Genomic DNA, 19,322 nt, shown 5'->3' on the forward strand with positions numbered 1-19,322 from the left:
GCGGTGCGTCGCGACCGGTTCCCGGACCGCGCACCACGAAGGACAACGCACGCGATGCCGCACGCCGTCGACACCGACCACGAGGCCGCCACGGTCACCGCATCGCCGAAGGCGCGCGGACCCCGCACCCGCGGGCAGCGGATCCGCAGGATCGTCGTCTGGACGCTCCTCGCCCTCGTCCTGCTCGCCGGTGGCGGCGCATGGTGGGCCTACGCGCACCTCAACTCCAACCTGACCAGCCTCGACCTGGACCGGGAACTCGGCCCCGACAGGCCCGAGAAGCTCGCCACCGGCGCCAAGGACATCCTGGTGCTCGGCTCCGACTCCCGCTCCGGCGCCAACAAGGGCCTGGCGGGCGGAAACACCGGGGGCACCGCGCGCTCGGACACCGCCATGGTCATCCACATCCCCGAGGGCCGCAGGAGCGCGGTCGCGGTCAGCATCCCGCGGGACACCCTCGTCACCCGCCCCGAGTGCACCGCCCGCGACGGGAGCACGCTGCCGTCCGCGAAGCGCGTGATGTTCAACTCCGTCTACACCACGGCGGGTCCGGCCTGCGTGGTGAAGACCGTCGAGCGGATCTCGGACGTGCGGATCGACCACTACGTCGAGGTCGACTTCGCCGGTTTCAAGGACCTGGTGGACTCGCTCGGCGGGGTCACGGTCACCGTCGACAAGACCATCCACGACACCTCCAGCGGCCTGGACCTCGCGGCCGGCTCGCACCGCCTCGACGGCACCGAGTCCCTCGCCTTCGTCCGCACCCGGCACGGCATCGGCGACGGCAGCGACCTCGGCCGCATCGGGCTGCAGCAGCAGTTCCTGCTGGCGACCCTCGACGAGATCAAGCAGCAGGACCTGCTCGGGAGCCCCGCCAAGGCCTACCGGATCGCGGACTCGGCCACCCGGTCCCTGACGACCGACTCCGGGCTCGGCTCCCTGGTGAAGCTGGCCGACTTCGGCCGCAGCCTGAAGGGACTCGACCCGGGCAACCTGCGCACGATCATGCTGCCGGTGGCCTACGACAAGGTCGACCCCAACCGCGTGGTGGCCGCCGAACCGCAGGCGTCCCTCCTGTGGAAGGCGATCCGGGAGGACACCCCGGTCCCGCGGTCGGTGCTGGAGTCCACGACCACCAACTGAGGCTCACGCGCCGGGTGTCGGGCCCTCCTGGGGTCGGGCGGCGCAGTAGGCGACCGTCAGGTCCCGCACCAGCGCCTTGCGTTCGTAGTCGTCGAGGTCGACCAGGCCGCGGTCGAGGAGACCGCGCACGGTCTCGCCCACGGCGTTGAGGGCGTCGTCCAGGGCGGCCCGGCGGTGGCGGGCGTCGAGTGCCGCGACGTGCGCGCGGCGCATGGCGGCGGCCACGGAGGGGGCGTAGTCGACGTGGACGGGCTGGGCGGAGAACACCTCGACGCCCACCGGCCGCAGGTCCTCGACGAGGATCCTGGTGAGGTCGTCCGCGAGGCGGTCGGTGTCGCGCAGCGTGGGACCGGGGCCGCGGAAGTCGTCGGCGGGCAGCCGGGACGCACAGCGCGCGACCGCGGCCTCGACCTGCTCGCGCAGGTAGCGGACGTGGTCGTGCACGGTGAAGGCGGCCCGGGCGGTGTCCCGCACCCGCCACACCACCAGGACCGTGGCGAGCAGCGGGGTGCCGTTGGCGTCGGTGACCTCGATGGGGCTGCTGCGCCAGTGGCGCAGGCTGGTGTCGACGCGGCGGCGGACGAGCAGCGGGCTGAACCACAGCAGGCCGGTACGGCGGACGGTGCCACGGTAGGCGCCGTGCCGGGACAGCATCCAGACCGAGCCGGGGCGGCCCCGCGCCAGGCCGAGCGCGGCCAGCGCCACGAACGCCGCGAGGACGGCCACCGCGCTGCCGCGGACGGCGGGCGAGGACCCGGCGGGGCCCAGCAGGAGCGCGGCCGTGCCGCCGGCGGCCGCCAGGGCCGTGCACACGGCGACGCCGCCGGGCAGACAGCGCCCCGGACGCTCGGCGATCTCGGGCAGTGGTGCCGCGGCGGCCGGACCGCGGGCGGCGGGGGCGGTGGGGGGCCGGGCGGGGACGGGGAGTTCGGCCGGGCCGCCTTGCGCGGTGATCGTCATGAGAAGAGCCGCCTCCAGGTCTCGGGTCCGGGGTAGCCGTCCGCCCGGCTGCCCGACCAGCCCTGGGCGCGCTGGAAGGCCTCCACCGCGCGCCGGTCGGCCTCGCCCCAGCGGGGGCCGGGCCCCTTGGCGTAGAACCGGCCGAAGCCCTTGGCGACCAGGCGGCGGCCCAGCGCGAGCACGTGCGGCCCGGACTGGCCGGGCCGGAAGCCGCCGAGTCCGGGGTAGGCCGGGGGTGCCTCGGGGCGGCCGCCGTCGATGTCGGATCCCGCGCCCTGGGTGAGGTAACGCCACGTCAGGGGGCCGGGGAAGCCGTCGGCCTGGTCGCCCTTCCAGCCCTGGGCGCGCTGGAAGGCGCGGGTGGCGAGGCGGTCGGCGTCGCTCCAGTGGGGACCCGGCCCGTCGTGGTAGTACCCGCCCGCCCCGCGCTGCCGCAGCATCCTGCCGAGCCGGGTGACGTAGCCGTTGGTGGCGCCGGGACCGAAGGTCCGGCTCCCCGGGTAGGCCATGGCGGCCAGGTCGCCGAGGTCGAGGTCGCCGTCCAGGTCCTCGTAGAGGTCGTCGTACAAGTCGTCGAGGCCCTCGCCGCGCAGGTACTTGTAGCGGTAGGGGACGTAGCGCTTGGAGTGGTCCCAGTAGGCGTACGGCGTGGTGCGCACGCGGGCGCGCGGCCGGGTCTCCTCGTAGGCGACGTAGCGGCTGTGCGCGGCGTTCGCCCAGCCCCCGAAGATCGTGACGTGGGAGCCGTCGACGGGGTCGCGGGGGTTGTGGAAGAGCAGGATGTCGCCGGGTTCGAGCTCGTCGCGGCCGATCCGTTCGGCGTAGCGGGGCAGCGTGCCGGTCCACTGGCTGGTGCCCAGGCCCCAGGCCATGGAGACGAAGCCGGAGCAGTCCTGCCGGTAGCCGTCCCGCCAGCGGCGGCGCATGTCGTAGGGGACGCCGGCGTCGATCCAGTCCCGGGCCCGCTCCAGGATCTGATCGCGGGTCAGCCGGAGCGGTGCCGCGGCGCCGGCCAGGTCGGGCTGCGCCTGCTCGGTCCGCCCGGCGGACGCGGCCTGGCCCGCGTCCTCCGCGGGGGCGGCCACGGCGGCGGGCGCCATCACGGCCGCGCCGGCGGTGGCCAGCACGACCAGCGCGGCGGGGGCGGCGGCCGGTGGCACGCACGGGGGCGTGCCGCGGATCGCCGACCGGATCAGCCGCCGCCGGGCGCAGTCCTCACAGACGCAGCCCGGCTGCGGCCCGACCTCGTCGAACACCGGTGTGGACATGTGCACCACCACTCCTCGCGATCGAGTGCCACATGCCCTTATTACCCGATTTCCACGTAAATCTGATGGAATGACAGCGGGCGGTGTGGTCAGCCGTTCGCGGTGGTGCTGTCCACGACCTCGGCGACGGCCTTGTCGACCAGCTGCGTCAGCCGCTCGGGGGTGAGCCCGGACGCGCCGCCCGCGGCGTCGGTGACGGTCTCGCCGTTCACCTGCACGACGGGCGTGGAGGTGAATCCGGCCGCGGCGAACTCCTCCTGCGAGCGTCGCACCCACCCGTCGTGGTCCCCGCCCTGCACGCACGGGACGAAGTGCGTCTCGTCGACGCCGCCGGCCTTCTTCGCCAGGCCCTTCAGGAACGTGTCGCTGGTGAACGGGTCGTCCTGGGCGTCGACGGGCTGGGCGTCCCACACCTGCGCCACGAACTCCTGGAACCGGCCGACGTCCTGCGCGCACGCGGCCGCGTTCGCCGCGGCCAGGGAGCCGGTGCCGCCGTCCACGACGTCGGTCGGCGTCACCAGGCGGTAGTCGATGCCGACCTGGCCCGTGGCCACCAGCTTGGCCAGGGTGTCCGCGTACTCGGAGGCGAAGGCCTTCGACTCCGGGCTGCGCAGGTCCTCGTACACGGTCAGCGTCACCGGCAGCTCGGACGGCCGCACCGGCACCGCCAGCCGCTCGTCGCCCGCGGCGCCGGTCGGCGCCTTGACCTCGTGCTGCTTCTCACTGCGCACATGCGCCCCGAGGACGGCGGAGCCCCCGAACACCACACCCAGGACGATCACCGTCCCGACATAGGACCGCCAGCGCTTGGACTTCGTCTGCTTCACCGGGACTTTCTACCACCGCGTACGACCGCGCCCCGTGGGGGGTACGGCCTCGGGCGACGGGCACCGCCGGGGCGGTGTCCTCGCGACGGCGCCCGACCCGCCCCGGGCCCGTTGTGGGAGGGTGGGCCGGTGAACGGTGGGACAGCGCCCCTGGTCGTGGTCGACGCCGCCAACACCGTGGGGTCCGTGCCCGACGGGTGGTGGCGGGACCGGCACGGGGCGACGGAACGCGTACGGGACGCCCTGGCCGCCCTGGCCCGGACCGGGCTGCCCGAACGCGCGGACGTACCGGAGTGGGCCCGGCGGGCGCCGCTCGACATCGTGCTCGTCGTCGAGGGCGCGGCCCGGGACGTGGCGCCCGTGCCGGGGGTACGGGTCGAGGCGGCCCGCGGCAGCGGTGACGACCTCGTCGCCGAACTCGTCGCCGCCCGGGCCCCGGAACGGCCGTGCCTGGTCGTGACGGCCGACCGCGAACTGCGCCGCAGGGTGACCGCCCACGGCGCGGCCGTCGCCGGGCCCCGGTCGGTGCGCCCCTGAGCGGTGCTCCGACCGCACAGGGCCGCCGTGGTCCGGCCCGCCCCGTCGGGGGCGACCGCTCGCCGCGTGATCAGTCGCCGACGTTCAACGTCGCGTACTGCAGCACGTCGAGCCCGATCAGCACGGAACGAACCCGTTCCAGTGCCGCACCGCGATCGAGGTGCCCCTCGATCTCGAGGTCGAGATGACAACGCCCCTCCCCGCTGCCCGCACCCGTGATCTCCCCGTCCGAGCCGAACTCTGCCTCCAACGCCTCCTCGACCTCGTCCCGGTCGATGGGCAGCCCCGCAAGGACGATCTCGACGAACACCGTGTTCCACTCCCTCAGACCCGGTGAACACTTCTACCAGGGTGGGCGGGTGTCGCGGCGTGCCTCCGGGGTCTGCTCGGGCAGGGCCGTGTCTTGGTCGGTGCGCAGCAGCAAGCCCGGGGCGCTCGAACTCCAGGGCCCATCCGAACTCGTAGCCCCACTGCCCCGCTATCGGGACGAAGCAGCCATGCCACGTGCGTTATGGATCGTCCCGGGTCAGCGGTTCCATGACCTCGCCCGACCAACGGGCGAGCACGATGACCTCGGCATCTCTACTCATGCCGGAGTGTCACCGCATCCGCCTGATCCACCGCGACCAATTTCCTCAACCGGCCGACGCAAGGGGCGGTTGGCGGATTGGTGACGAGCTCCCGTACGCCACGGCCCAGATCAGCTCACACGACTCATCGGACAGCCCCTAGCCGCGCCCGGGCCGGGCGTAGAGCACCGCGCCGTCCGCGGTGGCGACGCGCTCGTAGCCGCCGCCGTCGAGGAGAGCGCGCAGGCCGGGGACGTGCGCCGCGCCGTAGGGCGCGCCCCGGGAGTCGTCGACGACGACGGCCGGGGGCGCGGCGGCGAACTCCCGGCGGAAGTCCGCCCAGGCGCCCGGCACGGCGTACTCCTCGCCGACCCGGGCCCCGCCGCGGCCGCCGCTGAAGTTGGTGAGGAATCCCGCGGTGAGGAAGCGGCCGGCCGGTGCGCGTCCGGAGAGCCAGTAGTGCTCCGGGTGCATGCCCCAGACCAGGACGGTCCCGTCCGCGTCGGTGTGGGCGCGGATCGCGGCGGCGACGGCCCGGGCGTGGTCGAGTTCGGCGCGCGGGGCCGTGAAGCCCCAACCGGTGAAGGCGGCCGCCGCCAGCACCGTCCAGACGGTGGCGGCCTTCCTGGCGGGCCCGCGCGCCGGCAGCCGGCGCAGCGCGGCGATCCCGACGAGCGTGAGCGGGGGCAGCAGTTGCAGGTAGTAGTGGCCGTAGAACTGGAAGCCCGCCACGACGGCGACGGCCGACGCGCCGAACCAGACCCACAGCTCGGCCCCGGCACCGGCCCGCCGCCGCGCGGCGATCCAGAGGGCCGGCAGGACGAGCCCCGCCCCGGCCGCCGTGAGGATCGCGGCGTTGCCAAGCCCGCGCCCGGCCGCGAGCAGCCAGGCGCCCTCGGGCGAGATGTAGGCGCCGGACCCGGTGACCGTCCAGAAGACGAAGCGCCCCACGCCGGTCGCCGCGGCCACGGCCGCCACGGGCAGCGCGCACCCCGCCGCCAGCCGGCCCCACGCACCCGCGGGCGCGGCCGGACTCCCCCGGTGGGCCCGCCACAGCATCCAGGCCACCGGGAGGAGCACCACTGCGCCGGTCTGCTTGGTCAGCGCCGCCCCGGCCACCGCCACCCCGGCCGCGCCCCAGCGGCCGCGGTCGGCGCACAGCACGGCGGCGGCCGTCCACGGCAGGGTGAAGACCTCGAAGGTGGCCGCCTGGGTGTCCTCGGGCGCCAGCCCGACGGACAGCAGCAGGTAGCAGAACCCGGCGGCCGCGCCCCACCGGTCGCCCCAGCGGCGCCGGGCGAGGGAGACCAGCAGCGCCGCGGTCACGACGTGCGCGGCGACCGCGGCCACCCGCAGGGGCCACAGCGAGCCGTCGCCGAAGAGGGCGAACGCGCCCTGGTACAGCCAGGGCAGGAAGGGCGGCTTGCGGTCCACGACGGTGTCGTAGAGCACACCGCCGGAGGCGAGCACCCGCGCCTGGGTCGCCAGGAACCCCTCGTCGGGGTTCCAGACCGGGCGCACGAAGGAGGGCAGGTGGACCAGGGCCGCGAGAAGCGTCAGCAGCGGGAGCAGCACGGGCCAGGAGAACCGGGGGAAGGCCGAGGGCGCCCGGTTCGCCGACGCGCCCGACCGCTCTTCCGGGAGCGCGGGCGCGTCGGCGCGGGCGGTCTCGGGGCGGGTCGGCACGCGCCCAACGTACCGGGCGCCCTCCGGCCGCGTCAGCTCAGCCCTGCCGGGCCGGCCCGCGCACCCGGCTGTGCCGGTAGCCGTACAGGAAGTAGACGAGGAAGCCGATGGCCATCCAGACGGCGAACCGCAGCCAGGTCTCGGCCGGCAGGTTGAGCATCAGCCACAGCGTTGCGAGCACCGACACCGCGGGCAGCCACGGCACGAAGGGGGTGCGGAAGGAACGCGGCAGGTCGGGACGGGTGCGGCGGAGCACGACGACGCCGATGGCGACGACGACGAAGGCGAACAGGGTGCCGATGTTCACCAGCTCGGCCAGTTCCTCGATGGTGGTGAAGCCCGCGACGATCGCGACGATGCCGCCGAGCAGGATCGTCGAGCGGTACGGCGTGCCCCGCGTGGGGTGCACCTGGGAGAAGAAGCGCGGCAGCAGCCCGTCGCGGCTCATCGCGAAGAAGACCCGGCTCTGCCCCAGCAGCAGGATCATGCAGACCGTCGTCAGGCCCACCACGGCGCCGAAGGCGATCAGCCCGGCCCAGAAGGGGTGGCCCACGGCCTTGAACGCGTCGGCCAGCGGGGCGTCCACGGTGAGTTGGGAGTAGTGCTGCATGCCGGTGACGACGATGGAGACGGCGACGTACAGCACGGTGCAGATCAGCAGCGAGCCGAGGATGCCGCGCGGCACGTCCCGCTGCGGGTTCTTGGTCTCCTCCGCGGCGGTGGCGACGATGTCGAAGCCGATGTAGGCGAAGAAGACCACGGCCGCGGCGGTGAAGATGCCCATGACGCCGAACTGGGACGGCGTGAAGCCCGAGATCAGCTGGATGAGCGGGGCCTTGATGCCGGCCTCGGCGCCCTCGGACCGCACGGCGGGCGGGACGAACGGCGTGTAGTTGTGGCCCTTGATGAAGAACGCGCCCACGACGATCACGATGAGCACCACGGTCAGCTTGATGGCGACCACCACGGAGGTCACCCGGGCCGAGAGCTTCATCCCGGCGACCAGGATGGCGGTCAGCGCGGCCACCAGCAGGAAGGCCAGCAGGTCGAAGTGGAAGCCGTCCTGCTGGCCGCCGGACAGCACTGACGGCAGGTGCCAGCCCCAGTTGTCCATGATCGAGCGCAGGTACCCCGACCATCCGACCGCGACCACGGCTGAGCCCAGCGCCAGTTCCAGCACCAGGTCCCAGCCGATGATCCAGGCGGGCAGTTCGCCGAGCGTCGCGAAGGAGAAGGTGTACGCGGACCCGGCCACCGGCACGGTGGAGGCGAACTCGGCGTAGCACAGGGCGGCGAGCGCGCAGACGACGCCGGCGGCGACGAAGGACAGGGCGACCGCCGGGCCCGCGTTCTCCTTCGCCACCTTGCCCGTGAGGACGAAGATGCCGGTGCCGATGATGACGCCGACGCCGAAGACCGTGAGGTCGAGGGCGGACAGCGACTTCTTGAGCGCGTGCTCCGGCTCCTGCGTGTCCCTCAGGGAATCCTCGACCGATTTGGTACGGAAGAAGCCGATCCGTCCCTTCGTAGCGTTACCGCCCACGTCCACCGGCGCACCTCCACAGTTGTCCCTGCATCACAGCATCCGCTGATGCTTGTGACCGGATCTGGCGCGCCTACACATCAGCAGAAGGGCCGGGCGATCACCCGTAAGGGTGTCGCCCGGCCCGGTGGTGCCGAGGCGGGGAGGCGGGCGTCAGTCGCTCGCGACCTGCGGCGCCGGCTCGTCCGCGTAGCGGCCCTCGAGCCGGCTGACGAGGCCCGTCACCTGACGCGCGATGTCCGGGGCGGTCAGGCCGATCTCGGCCATGACCTCCTTGCGGCCGGCGTGGTCGAGGAACTCCTGCGGGATGCCGAAGTCGCGCAGCGGCACGTCCACGTTCGCGTCGCGCAGGGCCTGGGCGACGGCGGAGCCGACACCTCCCACCCGTCCGTTGTCCTCGACCGTGACGACGACCCGGTGGCCGGCCGCGAGGCCGGGCAGTGCCTCGTCGACGGGCTTGACCCAGCGGGGGTCGACGACGGCGGTGGTGATGCCCTGGGCGTCGAGCAGGTCGGCGATCTCCAGGCACATCGGGGCGAGCGCGCCGACGGAGACCAGCAGGACGTCCGGCCGGTCCTCGCCCTGGGGCTTGGCCGCGCGCAGCACGTCCATCCCGCCGACCTTGCCGACGGCCTTGACCGCCGGGCCGACCGCGCCCTTGGAGTAGCGGACCACGGTCGGGGCGTCCTCGACGGCCACGGCCTCGCGCAGCTGGGCGCGCACCTGGTCGGCGTCGCGGGGGGCGGCGATCCGCAGGCCGGGGACGACCTGGAGGATCGACAGGTCCCACATGCCGTTGTGCGAGGCGCCGTCGGTGCCGGTGATGCCGGCGCGGTCCAGGACGAAGGTGACGCCGCACTTGTGGAGCGCGACGTCCATCAGCACCTGGTCGAAGGCCCGGTTGAGGAAGGTCGCGTAGACGGCGACCACCGGGTGCAGGCCGCCGGTGGCCAGGCCCGCCGCCGACACGGCGGCGTGCTGCTCGGCGATGCCGACGTCGTAGACGCGGTCCGGGAAGGCCTTGGCGAACTTGTCGAGACCGACGGGCTGGAGCATCGCGGCCGTGATGGCGACGATGTCCTTGCGCTCCTTGCCGAGCTTGACCATCTCCTCGGCGAAGACCGAGGTCCAGTCCGCGCCCGAGGCGGCGATGGGCAGGCCGGTGTCGGGGTGGATCTTGCCGACGGCGTGGAAGCGGTCGGCCTCGTCCTCCAGGGCGGGGGTGTAGCCGCGGCCCTTCTCCGTCAGGCAGTGGACGATGACCGGGCCGCCGAAGCGCTTGGCGCGCTGCAGCGCGGACTCCAGGGCGCCGATGTCGTGGCCGTCGATCGGGCCGACGTACTTCAGGCCCAGGTCCTCGAACATGCCCTGCGGGGCGATGAAGTCCTTGAAGCCCTTCTTGGCGCCGTGCAGGGTCTCGTACAGCGGCTGGCCGATGACGGGGGTGCGCTCCAGCAGCTCCTTGGTGCGGGTGAGGAAGCGCTCGTAGCCGTCGGTGGTGCGCAGCGTGGCGAGGTGGTTGGCGAGGCCGCCGATGGTGGGCGCGTAGGAGCGCTCGTTGTCGTTGACGACGATGACCAGCGGGCGGTCCTTGGCGGCGGCGATGTTGTTCAGCGCCTCCCAGGCCATGCCGCCCGTCAGGGCACCGTCACCGATGACGGCGACGGTGTGGTCGCGCTTGCCGAGCTGCTCGTTGGCCTTGGCCAGGCCGTCGGCCCAGCCCAGCACCGTGGAGGCGTGGCTGTTCTCGATGACGTCGTGCTCGGACTCGGCGCGCGAGGGGTAGCCGGACAGGCCGCCCTTGCCCTTGAGCTTGGAGAAGTCCTGACGGCCGGTGAGCAGCTTGTGGACGTAGGACTGGTGTCCGGTGTCCCACAGCACCTTGTCCTTCGGCGAGTCGAAGACGCGGTGGAGGGCGACGGTGAGTTCGACGACACCGAGGTTCGGCCCCAGGTGCCCGCCCGTCTTGGAGACCTCGTCGACCAGGAAGGTACGGATCTCGCCTGCCAGCTCGACCAGCTGCTCCGGGCTGAGCCGGTCGAGGTCGCGCGGTCCCTTGATACGGGTCAGCAGCGCCACCCGTGCCTCCTTGTTGTCGCTTGCCGGTTACCCGAGTGTATGTGTTCGCGTTTCCAGCTCCGCACACACCTGTGCCCGGCGCTGGGATGATCTTCCCTGCGCCGGGCACGTCACGCCACTGGTGCGATGAGAACCGTCAGCCGCGGCCGGCGGCCTTCTGGCTCTTGCGGGACACCGAGTCGATGACCACGGCGGCGAGGAGCACCGCGGCGGTGATCATGTACTGCAGTGCGGTGTTCATGTTGAGCAGGTCCAGGCCGGTCTGGATGGACTGGATGACCAGCATGCCGAGCAGGGCGGACCAGACGGTGCCGCGGCCGCCGAAGAGGCTGGTGCCGCCGATGACCGCGGCCGCGATGGCCAGCATCAGGTAGTTGCCGCCACCCGCGCCGAGCGAGGCGGTGTAGGTCTGGGCGGCGAAGAACAGACCGCCGATCGCCGCGAACGCACCGGAGATGGCGAACACGGAGATGCGGATCATGGCGACGTTGATGCCGGCCCGGCGGGCCGCCTCGATGCCACCGCCGACCGCGAAGATCTTGCGGCCGTAGGAGGTGCGGCGGAGCACGAAGTCGGTGATGACCAGGGCCGCCAGGAAGATGACCAGCGCGTTGGGGACACCGCTCGCCTGGTTCAGCACGTAGGCGACGACGAACGAGACCACCGCGAGGGCGCCGACGCGGAGCGCGATCTCGCTGGTGGGCCGGAACGGGACGCCGGCCGCGCGACGGCGGCGCTGCTCGATGAGCGATCCGGCGAGCATGGCCACCGTGCCGAGGCCCGCCAGCAGGTAGGCGCCGGCGATGTCCTGGTCGAGGAAGAAGGACTGCTGGCCCAGGATGTGCAGCGGGCCCGTGTCCTGGATGGAGAGGCTTCCGCTGTCGCCGAGCAGCTGCAGCATCAGGCCGTTCCAGCCGAGGAAGCCGGCGAGGGTGACGACGAACGCGGGGACGCCGATCTTCGCGAAGAACCAGCCGTGCAGGGCACCGATGAGGATGCCGGTCAGGATCGTCAGGATCAGGGCGAGCCACGGGTTCATCCCGTGGGTGGTCGCCAGGATCGCGAAGAGCGAGGACGCCAGACCGCTGACCGAGCCCACCGACAGGTCGATCTCGCCGAGCAGCAGCACGAAGACCAGGCCGACGGCGAGCATGCCGGTGGCCGCCAGGAAGAAGCCGATGTTGGCCAGGTTGCCGGCGGTCAGGAAGTTGCTGGACTGGGTCTGGAAGACGGTCCAGATGATGATCAGGCCGATGATGACCGGCAGCGAGCCGAGCTCACCGCCGCGCACCTTGCGCTTGAACTCCGTGATGTAGCCCTTGAAGCCCTCTTCACGGACGAGCAGACGCGGGTCGACCACGGGCACCGCAGCCGAGGACGCGTCCTCGACCGCTGCCGCCGCGTCCTGCTTTACGGTCTTCGACGTGTCGCTCACTTTGCATCCTCCGTGCGCCGCGCCTGACGGCGGGTCACGGCGTTGTCCGTGGCGCCCGTGATCGCGGAGATGATTTCTTCCTGGGACGTGCTCTTGACGTCGAACACGCCGTTGTTCCGACCGAGCCGCAGTACCGCCACCTTGTCGGCGACGGCCTTGACGTCCACCATGTTGTGGCTGATGAGGATGACGGCGAGGCCGCGCTGACGCAGCCGCTCCACCAGGTCGAGCACCTGGGCCGTCTGCTCCACGCCGAGGGCGGCGGTCGGCTCGTCGAGGATGACCAGCTTGGGGTCGCCGATCAGGGCGCGCGCGATGGCCACGACCTGTCGCTGACCACCCGAGAGGCTGGCGATCGGGATGCGCACGCTGGGGATGCGGATCGACAGGGTGCTCAGCAGCTCCCTGGACCGCGCCTCCATGGTGACCTCGTCGATCACGCTGGCACGCTTGATCTCGCGGCCGAGGTAGAGGTTGGCGACGACGTCGAGGTTGTCGCAGAGCGCGAGGTCCTGGTAGACCGTCGCGATTCCGAAGCCCTGGGCGTCGTGCGGCTTGTTGATGCTGACCGGCTTGCCCTCCCACTCGATGACGCCTTCATCGATGGGGTGGACACCCGCGATCGTCTTGACCAGGGTCGACTTACCTGCGCCGTTGTCGCCGACGAGCGCGACGACCTCACCGGCGTGGACCTCCAGGTCGACATCGGTGAGTGCCTGGACTGCACCGAATCGCTTGGAGACTCCGCGCAACGCCAGCACGGGCGTAGCGGACACGTGAACCATCTCCTTCGCCGCCTGACCGGCGGGGATGCCGCGCTTGGAGGGGCGCGGAGTTTTGTGCAAACTGCACAGCTTTACATGAACGGAAGCGAACTGTCTGTCCGGCGCCCGCCCCGTCAGCGGGGTCTGTTGGACGGGGCGGGCACCGGACAGGTTCGCGTGGCGGCCTCCGGAGGGAGGACCTGCCGTGTTACTGGATGCCGGCGGCCTTGCAGGCGTCGGCGAACTCGGCCGTGCAGATCTCGGCGACGGAGTACAGCTTGTCCGCGATGACCGTGTCGTTGACGTTGGCCTTGGTCACGGAGACCGGGGTCAGCAGCTGCGACGGGACCTTGTCACCGGAGCCGCTGGTCAGCGAGGTCGTGGCCAGGGACGCGATGTCCTTGCCCTCGATCAGGTTGACCGCGAGCTGGGCGGCGGCGTCGGCCTCGGGCTTGAACGCCTTGTAGACCGTGCTGGACTGCGTGCCCGCGATGATCCGCTGGATGCCCGCGAGTTCGGCGTCCTGACCGGTCAGCGGGATGCCGCTGATGCCGGCGCCCTTGAGGGCGGTGGCGATGCCGCCGGCCATGCCGTCGTTGGCGGCGTAGACGCCCGCGATGTTCTTGGCCTTGAGCTGCGTGATGGCCGCCGTCATCTTCTGGTTGGCGACGGTGTCCTTCCACAGACCGCTCTGCTCGTAGGCGATCTTGACCTTGCCGTCGAGCACCTTGTGGGCGCCCGCCTTGAACATCGCGGCGTTCGGGTCGGCGTCGTCACCGTTGATCATGACGACGTTCGCCGACGGCTTGGCCTTGGCGCCGAGCGAGTCGAGGAGCGCCTGGCCCTGCAGCTCGCCGACCTTCTCGTTGTCGAAGGAGACGTACGCGGAGACCGGACCCTGGGCGAGGCGGTCGTAGGCGATGACCTTGATGCCCTTGTCGACGGCGGACTGGACCGAGGTCTTGATGGCAGCGGCGTCCTGCGCGCTGATCACGATCACCTTGACACCCTTGGTGATCATGGTGGAGACCTGCTGGGCCTGCTTGCCGGAGTCACCCGCGGCGTTCGCGTACTGTACGTCGCAGTCGGCGCACAGCTCCTTGACCTTCGCCTCGAACAGCGGCTTGTCGAACTTGTCGTAACGCGCGGTGACGCTGTCGGGAAGCAGCAGACCGATGGTCTTGCTCTTGCTGCCGGTGCTGCTGCTGCCGCCGTCCGCCTTGTCGTCGCCGGCCTTGCCGCACGCAGCAACGGAAAGGGCCATGGAGACGGCCGCGGTGCCGATCACGACGCGACGCATCATTGCGTTCATGTGGGGTTGCCTCCCTGACAGGGCCGCAAGAGACTGCGGCCGAGGTGAGCGTGAGTCAACTCGGCTACAGCCTTGACGTCAAGAAGTAAATACTTAACGAGATGGCAACGGTGCGTTTCGTTATCTAGATGAACGCAGAGTGATCTCTACGGCACAGCAACCGCTGCCGGAACATTAGCATCCAAAAGGGACGAATCCCCTACCTCGCTGAGGGCCAGCGCCAGCGCGCCCAGCACCTCCGCGCGGGCCCCCAGGCCCCCCGCTACGACCGAGAGGCGGCGGGCGGCGCTGGGGATCGCGTACCGCGCCACGGACTCCCTTATCGGCGCCAGGACCAGCTCCCCCGCCTCCGCGAGGTCACCGCCGAGCACCACGCGGCTCGGGTTCAAGAGGTTGGCGAGGCTGGCGACGCCCATGCCGATGTGCCGGCCGACGTCCGCGATGACCCGGCGGCAGCCCGGGTCGCCCTCGCGGCCCAGCTGCACCATGCGCGCCAGGGTGAGGTCGGGGCCGTGGCTGCCACGCAGCAGGTCCAGCACGTACCGGGCGGCGGTGAAGGTCTCCAGGCAACCGCGGTTGCCGCAGCGGCAGACCGGACCGGACTCGTCCAGCGTGATGTGGCCGATCTCGCCGGCGGTGCCGCCGGGGCCGCGGTAGATGCGGCCGTCGATCACCAGCCCGGCGCCCACGCCGCTGGCCACCTTGATGTACGCCAGGTCCTTCACGCCGCGGCCGCCGCCCCAGACCAGCTCGCCGAGGGCGCCGAGGTTGGCGTCGTTGTCCACCTGGACCGGCATGCGCAGCCGCTCGGCGAGTTCCTGGCGCGGGTTGATGCCGCCCCACCCCGGCAGGATGGCGGTGGACCCCAGCGCGCCGGTCTCCACGTCGATCGGGCCCGGGACGCCGAGGCCGACGCCGATCACCTTGTCGGCGTCGATGCCGCTGGACTCGATCAGCCGCGCGACCAGCTGCTCGGCCCGGTCGAAGCCCTCGGAGGCCGAGGCGTCCACGTCGATCGGCTCGGACTGCTCGGCGAGCACCTGGTGGGCCAGGTTGCCGACCGCGACCCGCAGGTGGGAGTGCCCGAAGTCGACGCCGACGACGACGCCCGCGTCGCCCGACAGCGCCACCGCGCGGGCCCTGCGCCCTCCCGAGGAGGTGGGGGTGACCTGTACGGTCCCGTTGTCGCGCAACTCGCGGACGATGTTGGAGACCGTCGCGGCGGACAGCCCCGTCGTACGGGCGATCTCCGCCTGCGTCAGCGAACCCGCGAGGCGTACGGCCCGGACCACCCGCTCGAGGTTGGCCCGGTGCAGCGACGACTGGGATCCCGGAGTCTCCACGACCATTCCACTCCTGCCGAACCGGACGGGAGCCACGCCGATGAGACCCCGTCGTCTACAACATGTGAACTCTAAGCAAGCCTTTAGGCTCGCTTCCCGTCAAGGGGCAGAACCAGACCGCTGGCGGTATGCCCTAAAAATCCAGAAGCGGCCCCGCATACGGCGGGACCGCTTCCGCTCCGTCGTCCGGACGACCGGACGACGGAGACGTGGAGTGACCTTCCCGTTACTTCAAGGTGCCGGCCGTCAGACCCGCCTGCACCTGCCGCTGGAAGGAGAGGTAGACCACGAGCACCGGCAGCATCGCGATGGTCATGCCCGCGAAGAGCGCCGGGTAGTCACCGGAGTACCCCTGCTGCTGCGCCAGGTTGACCAGGCCCTGGGCCAGCATCGAGCGGTCCGGGTCGCTGCTGGACTGCTGCTGCATGAGGGTCATCGGCAGGATGTACTGGTTCCACTGCCCCAGCACGTTGAATATGCCCACGCTGATCAGGCCCGGCTTCGCCATCGGGAGCATGACCTGGAAGAAGGCCCGGGAATGGGAGCAGCCGTCGATCATGGCCGCCTCGTGCACCGCCGTGGGCAGGGTCCTGAAGAAGGAATGCATGAAGAAGACGGTGAAGGGCAGCGAATAGGCGACGTAGACCAGGATCAGGCCCTGGTAGGTGTTGAGCATGCCCAGGTTGCTGACCATGAAGAACAGCGGCACCAGGGCGAGGTACACCGGGAACATCGCCCCGCCGACGAACAGGTAGAAGATGATCCGGTTGCCGGGGAACTCGTAGCGCGCCAGCACGTACGCCGTCATCGAGCCCAGCAGCATGGTCAGCGGCACCGAGAACACCAGCACGATCACGGTGTTCACGAAGAAGTCGCCGATGCCCTTCTCCCAGGCCCGGGAGAACGCGTCGAACGACCACTGCGAGGGCCAGGACCAGGCGCTCGCGCCGATCTCCGTGTTGTTCTTGAAGGAGCCGAGGACGATCCACGCCAGCGGCAGGACGATCATCACGCCCCACAGGACCAGGAATCCGTGGGAGAACACGTTGAGGGTCGTGCCGCCGTCGGCGGAACGTTCCCGGTCCGTCTTCTTGCTGCCGATGACGGTGGGCCGGCCCTTGAAGACCGGGACCGGGGTCGGCTGCTTGATGGGAGTGGCCATGGGATGCGCTCCCCGCTCAGTACTCGATGCGGTCGCGGCGGGAGACCCGCAGCGCGATGGCGGAAAGGATCAGGGTGAGGAAGAGGATGACGACGCCCATGGCGCAGGCGTAGCCGCTCTTCCCGAAGGTGAGGAAGTTGCGCATCAGGTAGGTCGCCATGACCTCACCGTGGTAGTCGGGACCGCCGCCGAAATTCGATCCCGGGGTGAGGACCGAGGCCAGTACGAAGAAGTCCATCGCGGCGATCGCGAGGTACACCCACGCCGTCTGCACGCTGTCCCACAGCAGCGGGAGCGTCACCTTGAAGAAGGTCTGCAGGCGGCCCGCGCCGTCCAGCAGCGCGGCCTCGTAGATGTCCTTCGGAACGGACTGCATGGCCGCCGAGAAGAGCACCAGGTAGAAACCGACACCGGCCCAGATCTGCACGCCGAGCAGGCACCACATCACCAGGTTGGGGCTGTTCAGCCATTCGACCGGGGCGTTCGGGTCCTGGAGGTGCAGTTTGATCAGGACGCCGTTCAGGAGGCCGCTTCCGTCACTGCGGTACACCGCCTGGAAGAGCACCACGAGAATGGCGACGGAAAGCACCTGGGGGAAGAAGAAGACGACCTTGTAGAAGGCCGATCCGCGTACTCCCCGGACGCCCGTGGTGCCGCCGCGGCCACCCACGTTGAGCATGAAGGCGAAGAAGAGCGCCAGCAGGATCGTGATCACCGGCAGGAACACCAGCAGCAGCACGTTGTGCTGGAGCGCCTGCAGGAATACGTGGTCCCCGAAGAGCTTCGTGTAGTTCTCCAGGCCGACGAAGTTCATCTCCTGGGACTGCCCGGACCAGTCCGTCAGGGAATACCCGAACGTCTGGAGGTACGGCCAGATCACGAAGACGACGTAGAGCACGACCGGAAGGAAGAGGAATCCCGCGATGAACGGGTACTTGCGGTAACGCATGGCGCTGCTCCTGCCATCGGGTAGACCGTCGCACCGGGGCCCCGAACGCCCCCCGGACCATCAGGGGGCACCGGGGCCCCGGTGCGCAAGGGCCGGTCTGAACTAAGAGCCCTTCTTGGCCTTCTCGGCCGCCGCCTTGACCCGCTTGAGCCAGTCGGCGGGCTTGATGCGCTTGGCCATCAACTCGGCGCTGGCGTTCTGCACGTCCGTGTCGAAGGCGCTCTGCGTGTTGATGTAGTTGTAGTTGAAGACGTTGCTGCCGGCCGCCGCGAGCGCCGTGACGGTGGACTTGGTGCCCGGGCGCAGCTGGACGTCGGAGCCGACGCCGTCCTTGAGCACGGTCAGCGAGTTGGCCGTCTGGGCGAACTTGCTCGACGCTTCCTTGGTGAGCATGATCCGCAGGAACTCCAGGCCGCCGGCCTGGTTCTTGGCCTTCTTCGGGACGATGAAGGGCTCACCGGCGCCGGCCCGGATCGACTCGAAGGGCAGCTTGTCGCCGTCCAGCGAGGGGATCGGCAGGAAGGTCATCTCGAAGTCCGAGGGGGTGGCCTTCAGCTGCTCGTTCTCCAGCCACGAACCGCAGGGGATGAAGGCGGCCTTGCCCTCGTTCCAGGCGGTCTGGGACTCGATGTGGGTCATGCCGTTGGTGCCGGGGAGCAGGTAGCCCTTGTCGGCGATCTGGTAGACCGACTCGACGGCCACCTTGGCGGCGTCCTCGTCCCACACGGTCGGGTCGAGGCTGTCGATCCGCTTCACCAGCTCGGCACCGCCGTGCTTGGCGATCAGGTCCATGACCACGATGTTGATGTAGTACGGGTACTTGCCCTGGTGGCAGAAGGGGGCCATGCCCGACTTCTTGATCTCCTCGGAGAGGGACATGAAGTCGGCCCAGGTCTTCGGCGCGGTCCAGCCCTTCTCCTTGAAGAGCTTGCCGGAGTACCACAGGCCCCACACGGTGTAGATGTAGGAGAGCTGGTACATCTTGCCGTCGTCGAAGCTGCCGATCTCGACGGTGCCGGGCTGCAGGACGTCCCTGATCTTCTTGCTCGGGTCGTCGATGTAGGGCGCGTCGAGCAGCGGGGTGAGGTCGGTGAGCTGGCCGCTCTTGTAGAGCACGTCCAGCTTGATCTGCTGGGCACCGGAGTCGTCGACGACGTCCGGCGGGTTGCCGGCGTTGAAGCGGGGCTGGAGCTTGCCGGTGATCTCCTGGGTGCCGAGGTGGCTGACCTTCGACCCGGAGAACCTCTTCTTGTAGATCTTCTCGAACTCGATGGCGTACGCGTCGCCGTAGCCGCCCTTGAAGATCACGACGTCCAGAGGGGCGTCGTTGGCCACACCGAACGGGTTGTCCTTGGACTTCTCGCCCTTCGCCGTGCCCTTGTCGTTGCCGCTGCCGCTGGACGCACAGGCACTCAGCAGACCCGCGGCGGGAGCGGCCAACAGGCCCACAGCTGCAGCCCGCTTGATCAGATCGCGCCGGTTGACGTCGGATCTCATGCTCAAGTCCTCACCTTCCCCAGGACCCATGCGGTGCGGAGTTGAATCTGTGCACGGGCCACGCACCCGTCGTTCCCCCCGCGCAAGCCCGCGTTCAGCGGGCCTCCTGGACGCCGACAGGTATAGTCCACTTCCCGCGAGGTGGGCAAGGTCATGCGCGCTTTTGACGGACAGCTTTCCCTAGTTGAGACCTGCCGGTAACGCGAACGGGCCCGCACCCCCGGCAGGGGTGCGGGCCCGTTCGTCGT

At 70.6% G+C, this 19,322-nt stretch carries 16 protein-coding genes; 2 read left to right on the forward strand and 14 right to left on the reverse strand.

The window, feature by feature from the left end; all coding sequences use genetic code 11:
* The first annotated feature begins 54 nt into the window (after positions 1-54).
* Entirely contained in the window at positions 55-1,143 is a 1,089-nt protein-coding gene (locus ACZ7MY_RS13925; protein WP_499601726.1) for an LCP family protein, read from the forward strand.
* 3 nt (positions 1,144-1,146) lie between these two features.
* Here ACZ7MY_RS13925 and ACZ7MY_RS13930 read toward each other — a convergent pair whose 3' ends face one another.
* The 3 genes from ACZ7MY_RS13930 to ACZ7MY_RS13940 form a co-directional block, all read right to left on the reverse strand.
* On the reverse strand, positions 1,147-2,103 hold the full coding sequence (locus ACZ7MY_RS13930; protein ID WP_499601727.1) for an SPFH domain-containing protein: 957 nt from the start codon (positions 2,101-2,103) through the stop codon (positions 1,147-1,149).
* Complete coding sequence (locus tag ACZ7MY_RS13935; RefSeq protein WP_499601729.1) at positions 2,100-3,371, reverse strand: peptidoglycan-binding protein; 1,272 nt, start codon at positions 3,369-3,371, stop codon at positions 2,100-2,102. The genes ACZ7MY_RS13930 and ACZ7MY_RS13935 overlap by 4 nt, the downstream gene beginning before the upstream one ends.
* Positions 3,372-3,460: 89 nt before the next feature.
* Entirely contained in the window at positions 3,461-4,198 is a 738-nt protein-coding gene (locus ACZ7MY_RS13940) for a DsbA family protein (RefSeq protein WP_499601730.1), read from the reverse strand.
* A gap of 129 nt (positions 4,199-4,327) precedes the next feature.
* On the opposite strand from ACZ7MY_RS13940, the gene ACZ7MY_RS13945 reads away from it, so the two are divergent.
* Positions 4,328-4,735, forward strand: a complete 408-nt coding sequence (locus ACZ7MY_RS13945) for an NTP pyrophosphohydrolase (protein ID WP_499601731.1) — start codon at positions 4,328-4,330, stop codon at positions 4,733-4,735.
* A gap of 70 nt (positions 4,736-4,805) precedes the next feature.
* On the opposite strand, the gene ACZ7MY_RS13950 is transcribed toward ACZ7MY_RS13945, so the two are convergent.
* The 11 genes from ACZ7MY_RS13950 to ngcE all read right to left on the reverse strand — a co-directional run bounded on the left by ACZ7MY_RS13950 (position 4,806) and on the right by ngcE (position 19,074).
* Positions 4,806-5,045, reverse strand: coding sequence for a hypothetical protein (locus ACZ7MY_RS13950; protein ID WP_499601732.1), 240 nt, complete (start codon positions 5,043-5,045; stop codon positions 4,806-4,808).
* 418 nt (positions 5,046-5,463) lie between these two features.
* Positions 5,464-6,990 (reverse strand): glycosyltransferase family 39 protein, encoded by a 1,527-nt coding sequence (locus ACZ7MY_RS13955; protein ID WP_499601734.1) that lies wholly within the window; start codon positions 6,988-6,990, stop codon positions 5,464-5,466.
* A 37-nt stretch (positions 6,991-7,027) separates the two neighbouring features.
* Complete coding sequence (locus ACZ7MY_RS13960) at positions 7,028-8,539, reverse strand: amino acid permease (RefSeq protein ID WP_499601735.1); 1,512 nt, start codon at positions 8,537-8,539, stop codon at positions 7,028-7,030.
* A 147-nt stretch (positions 8,540-8,686) separates the two neighbouring features.
* Entirely contained in the window at positions 8,687-10,612 is a 1,926-nt protein-coding gene (dxs, locus tag ACZ7MY_RS13965; protein WP_499601737.1) for a 1-deoxy-D-xylulose-5-phosphate synthase, read from the reverse strand.
* A 136-nt stretch (positions 10,613-10,748) separates the two neighbouring features.
* Positions 10,749-12,047, reverse strand: a complete 1,299-nt coding sequence (locus ACZ7MY_RS13970; protein WP_499601739.1) for a sugar ABC transporter permease — start codon at positions 12,045-12,047, stop codon at positions 10,749-10,751.
* Complete coding sequence (locus tag ACZ7MY_RS13975) at positions 12,044-12,832, reverse strand: ATP-binding cassette domain-containing protein (RefSeq protein ID WP_037733039.1); 789 nt, start codon at positions 12,830-12,832, stop codon at positions 12,044-12,046. Before ACZ7MY_RS13975 ends, ACZ7MY_RS13970 begins: the two co-directional genes overlap by 4 nt.
* A gap of 187 nt (positions 12,833-13,019) precedes the next feature.
* Positions 13,020-14,123, reverse strand: a complete 1,104-nt coding sequence (locus tag ACZ7MY_RS13980) for a sugar ABC transporter substrate-binding protein (RefSeq protein WP_499601741.1) — start codon at positions 14,121-14,123, stop codon at positions 13,020-13,022.
* 146 nt (positions 14,124-14,269) lie between these two features.
* A complete protein-coding gene (locus ACZ7MY_RS13985; protein ID WP_499601743.1) occupies positions 14,270-15,466 on the reverse strand; it encodes an ROK family transcriptional regulator in 1,197 nt (398 codons plus the stop codon).
* 226 nt (positions 15,467-15,692) lie between these two features.
* The gene (locus tag ACZ7MY_RS13990; RefSeq protein WP_499601745.1) at positions 15,693-16,628 is read right to left on the reverse strand and encodes a carbohydrate ABC transporter permease; all 936 of its coding nucleotides are present in this window, start codon (positions 16,626-16,628) and stop codon (positions 15,693-15,695) included.
* A 16-nt stretch (positions 16,629-16,644) separates the two neighbouring features.
* A complete protein-coding gene (locus ACZ7MY_RS13995; protein WP_499601747.1) occupies positions 16,645-17,577 on the reverse strand; it encodes a carbohydrate ABC transporter permease in 933 nt (310 codons plus the stop codon).
* Positions 17,578-17,679: 102 nt separating this feature from the next.
* Entirely contained in the window at positions 17,680-19,074 is a 1,395-nt protein-coding gene (gene ngcE / locus ACZ7MY_RS14000) for an N-acetylglucosamine/diacetylchitobiose ABC transporter substrate-binding protein (protein ID WP_499602003.1), read from the reverse strand.
* Positions 19,075-19,322 lie beyond the last annotated feature (248 nt).

It is taken from the genome of Streptomyces sp. NPDC111520, from assembly GCF_055635295.1.

What these genes read in the sequence shown, in the direction of transcription:
- ACZ7MY_RS13990 (WP_499601745.1), bottom strand. Translation starts at nt 16,628, where the DNA reads ATGGCCACTCCCATCAAGCAGCCGACCCCGGTCCCGGTCTTCAAGGGC.
- ACZ7MY_RS13930 (WP_499601727.1), bottom strand. Translation starts at nt 2,103, where the DNA reads ATGACGATCACCGCGCAAGGCGGCCCGGCCGAACTCCCCGTCCCCGCC.
- ACZ7MY_RS13925 (WP_499601726.1), top strand. Translation starts at nt 55, where the DNA reads ATGCCGCACGCCGTCGACACCGACCACGAGGCCGCCACGGTCACCGCA.
- ACZ7MY_RS13995 (WP_499601747.1), bottom strand. Translation starts at nt 17,577, where the DNA reads ATGCGTTACCGCAAGTACCCGTTCATCGCGGGATTCCTCTTCCTTCCG.
- ACZ7MY_RS13935 (WP_499601729.1), bottom strand. Translation starts at nt 3,371, where the DNA reads ATGTCCACACCGGTGTTCGACGAGGTCGGGCCGCAGCCGGGCTGCGTC.
- ngcE (WP_499602003.1), bottom strand. Translation starts at nt 19,074, where the DNA reads ATGAGATCCGACGTCAACCGGCGCGATCTGATCAAGCGGGCTGCAGCT.
- ACZ7MY_RS13975 (WP_037733039.1), bottom strand. Translation starts at nt 12,832, where the DNA reads ATGGTTCACGTGTCCGCTACGCCCGTGCTGGCGTTGCGCGGAGTCTCC.
- ACZ7MY_RS13980 (WP_499601741.1), bottom strand. Translation starts at nt 14,123, where the DNA reads ATGAACGCAATGATGCGTCGCGTCGTGATCGGCACCGCGGCCGTCTCC.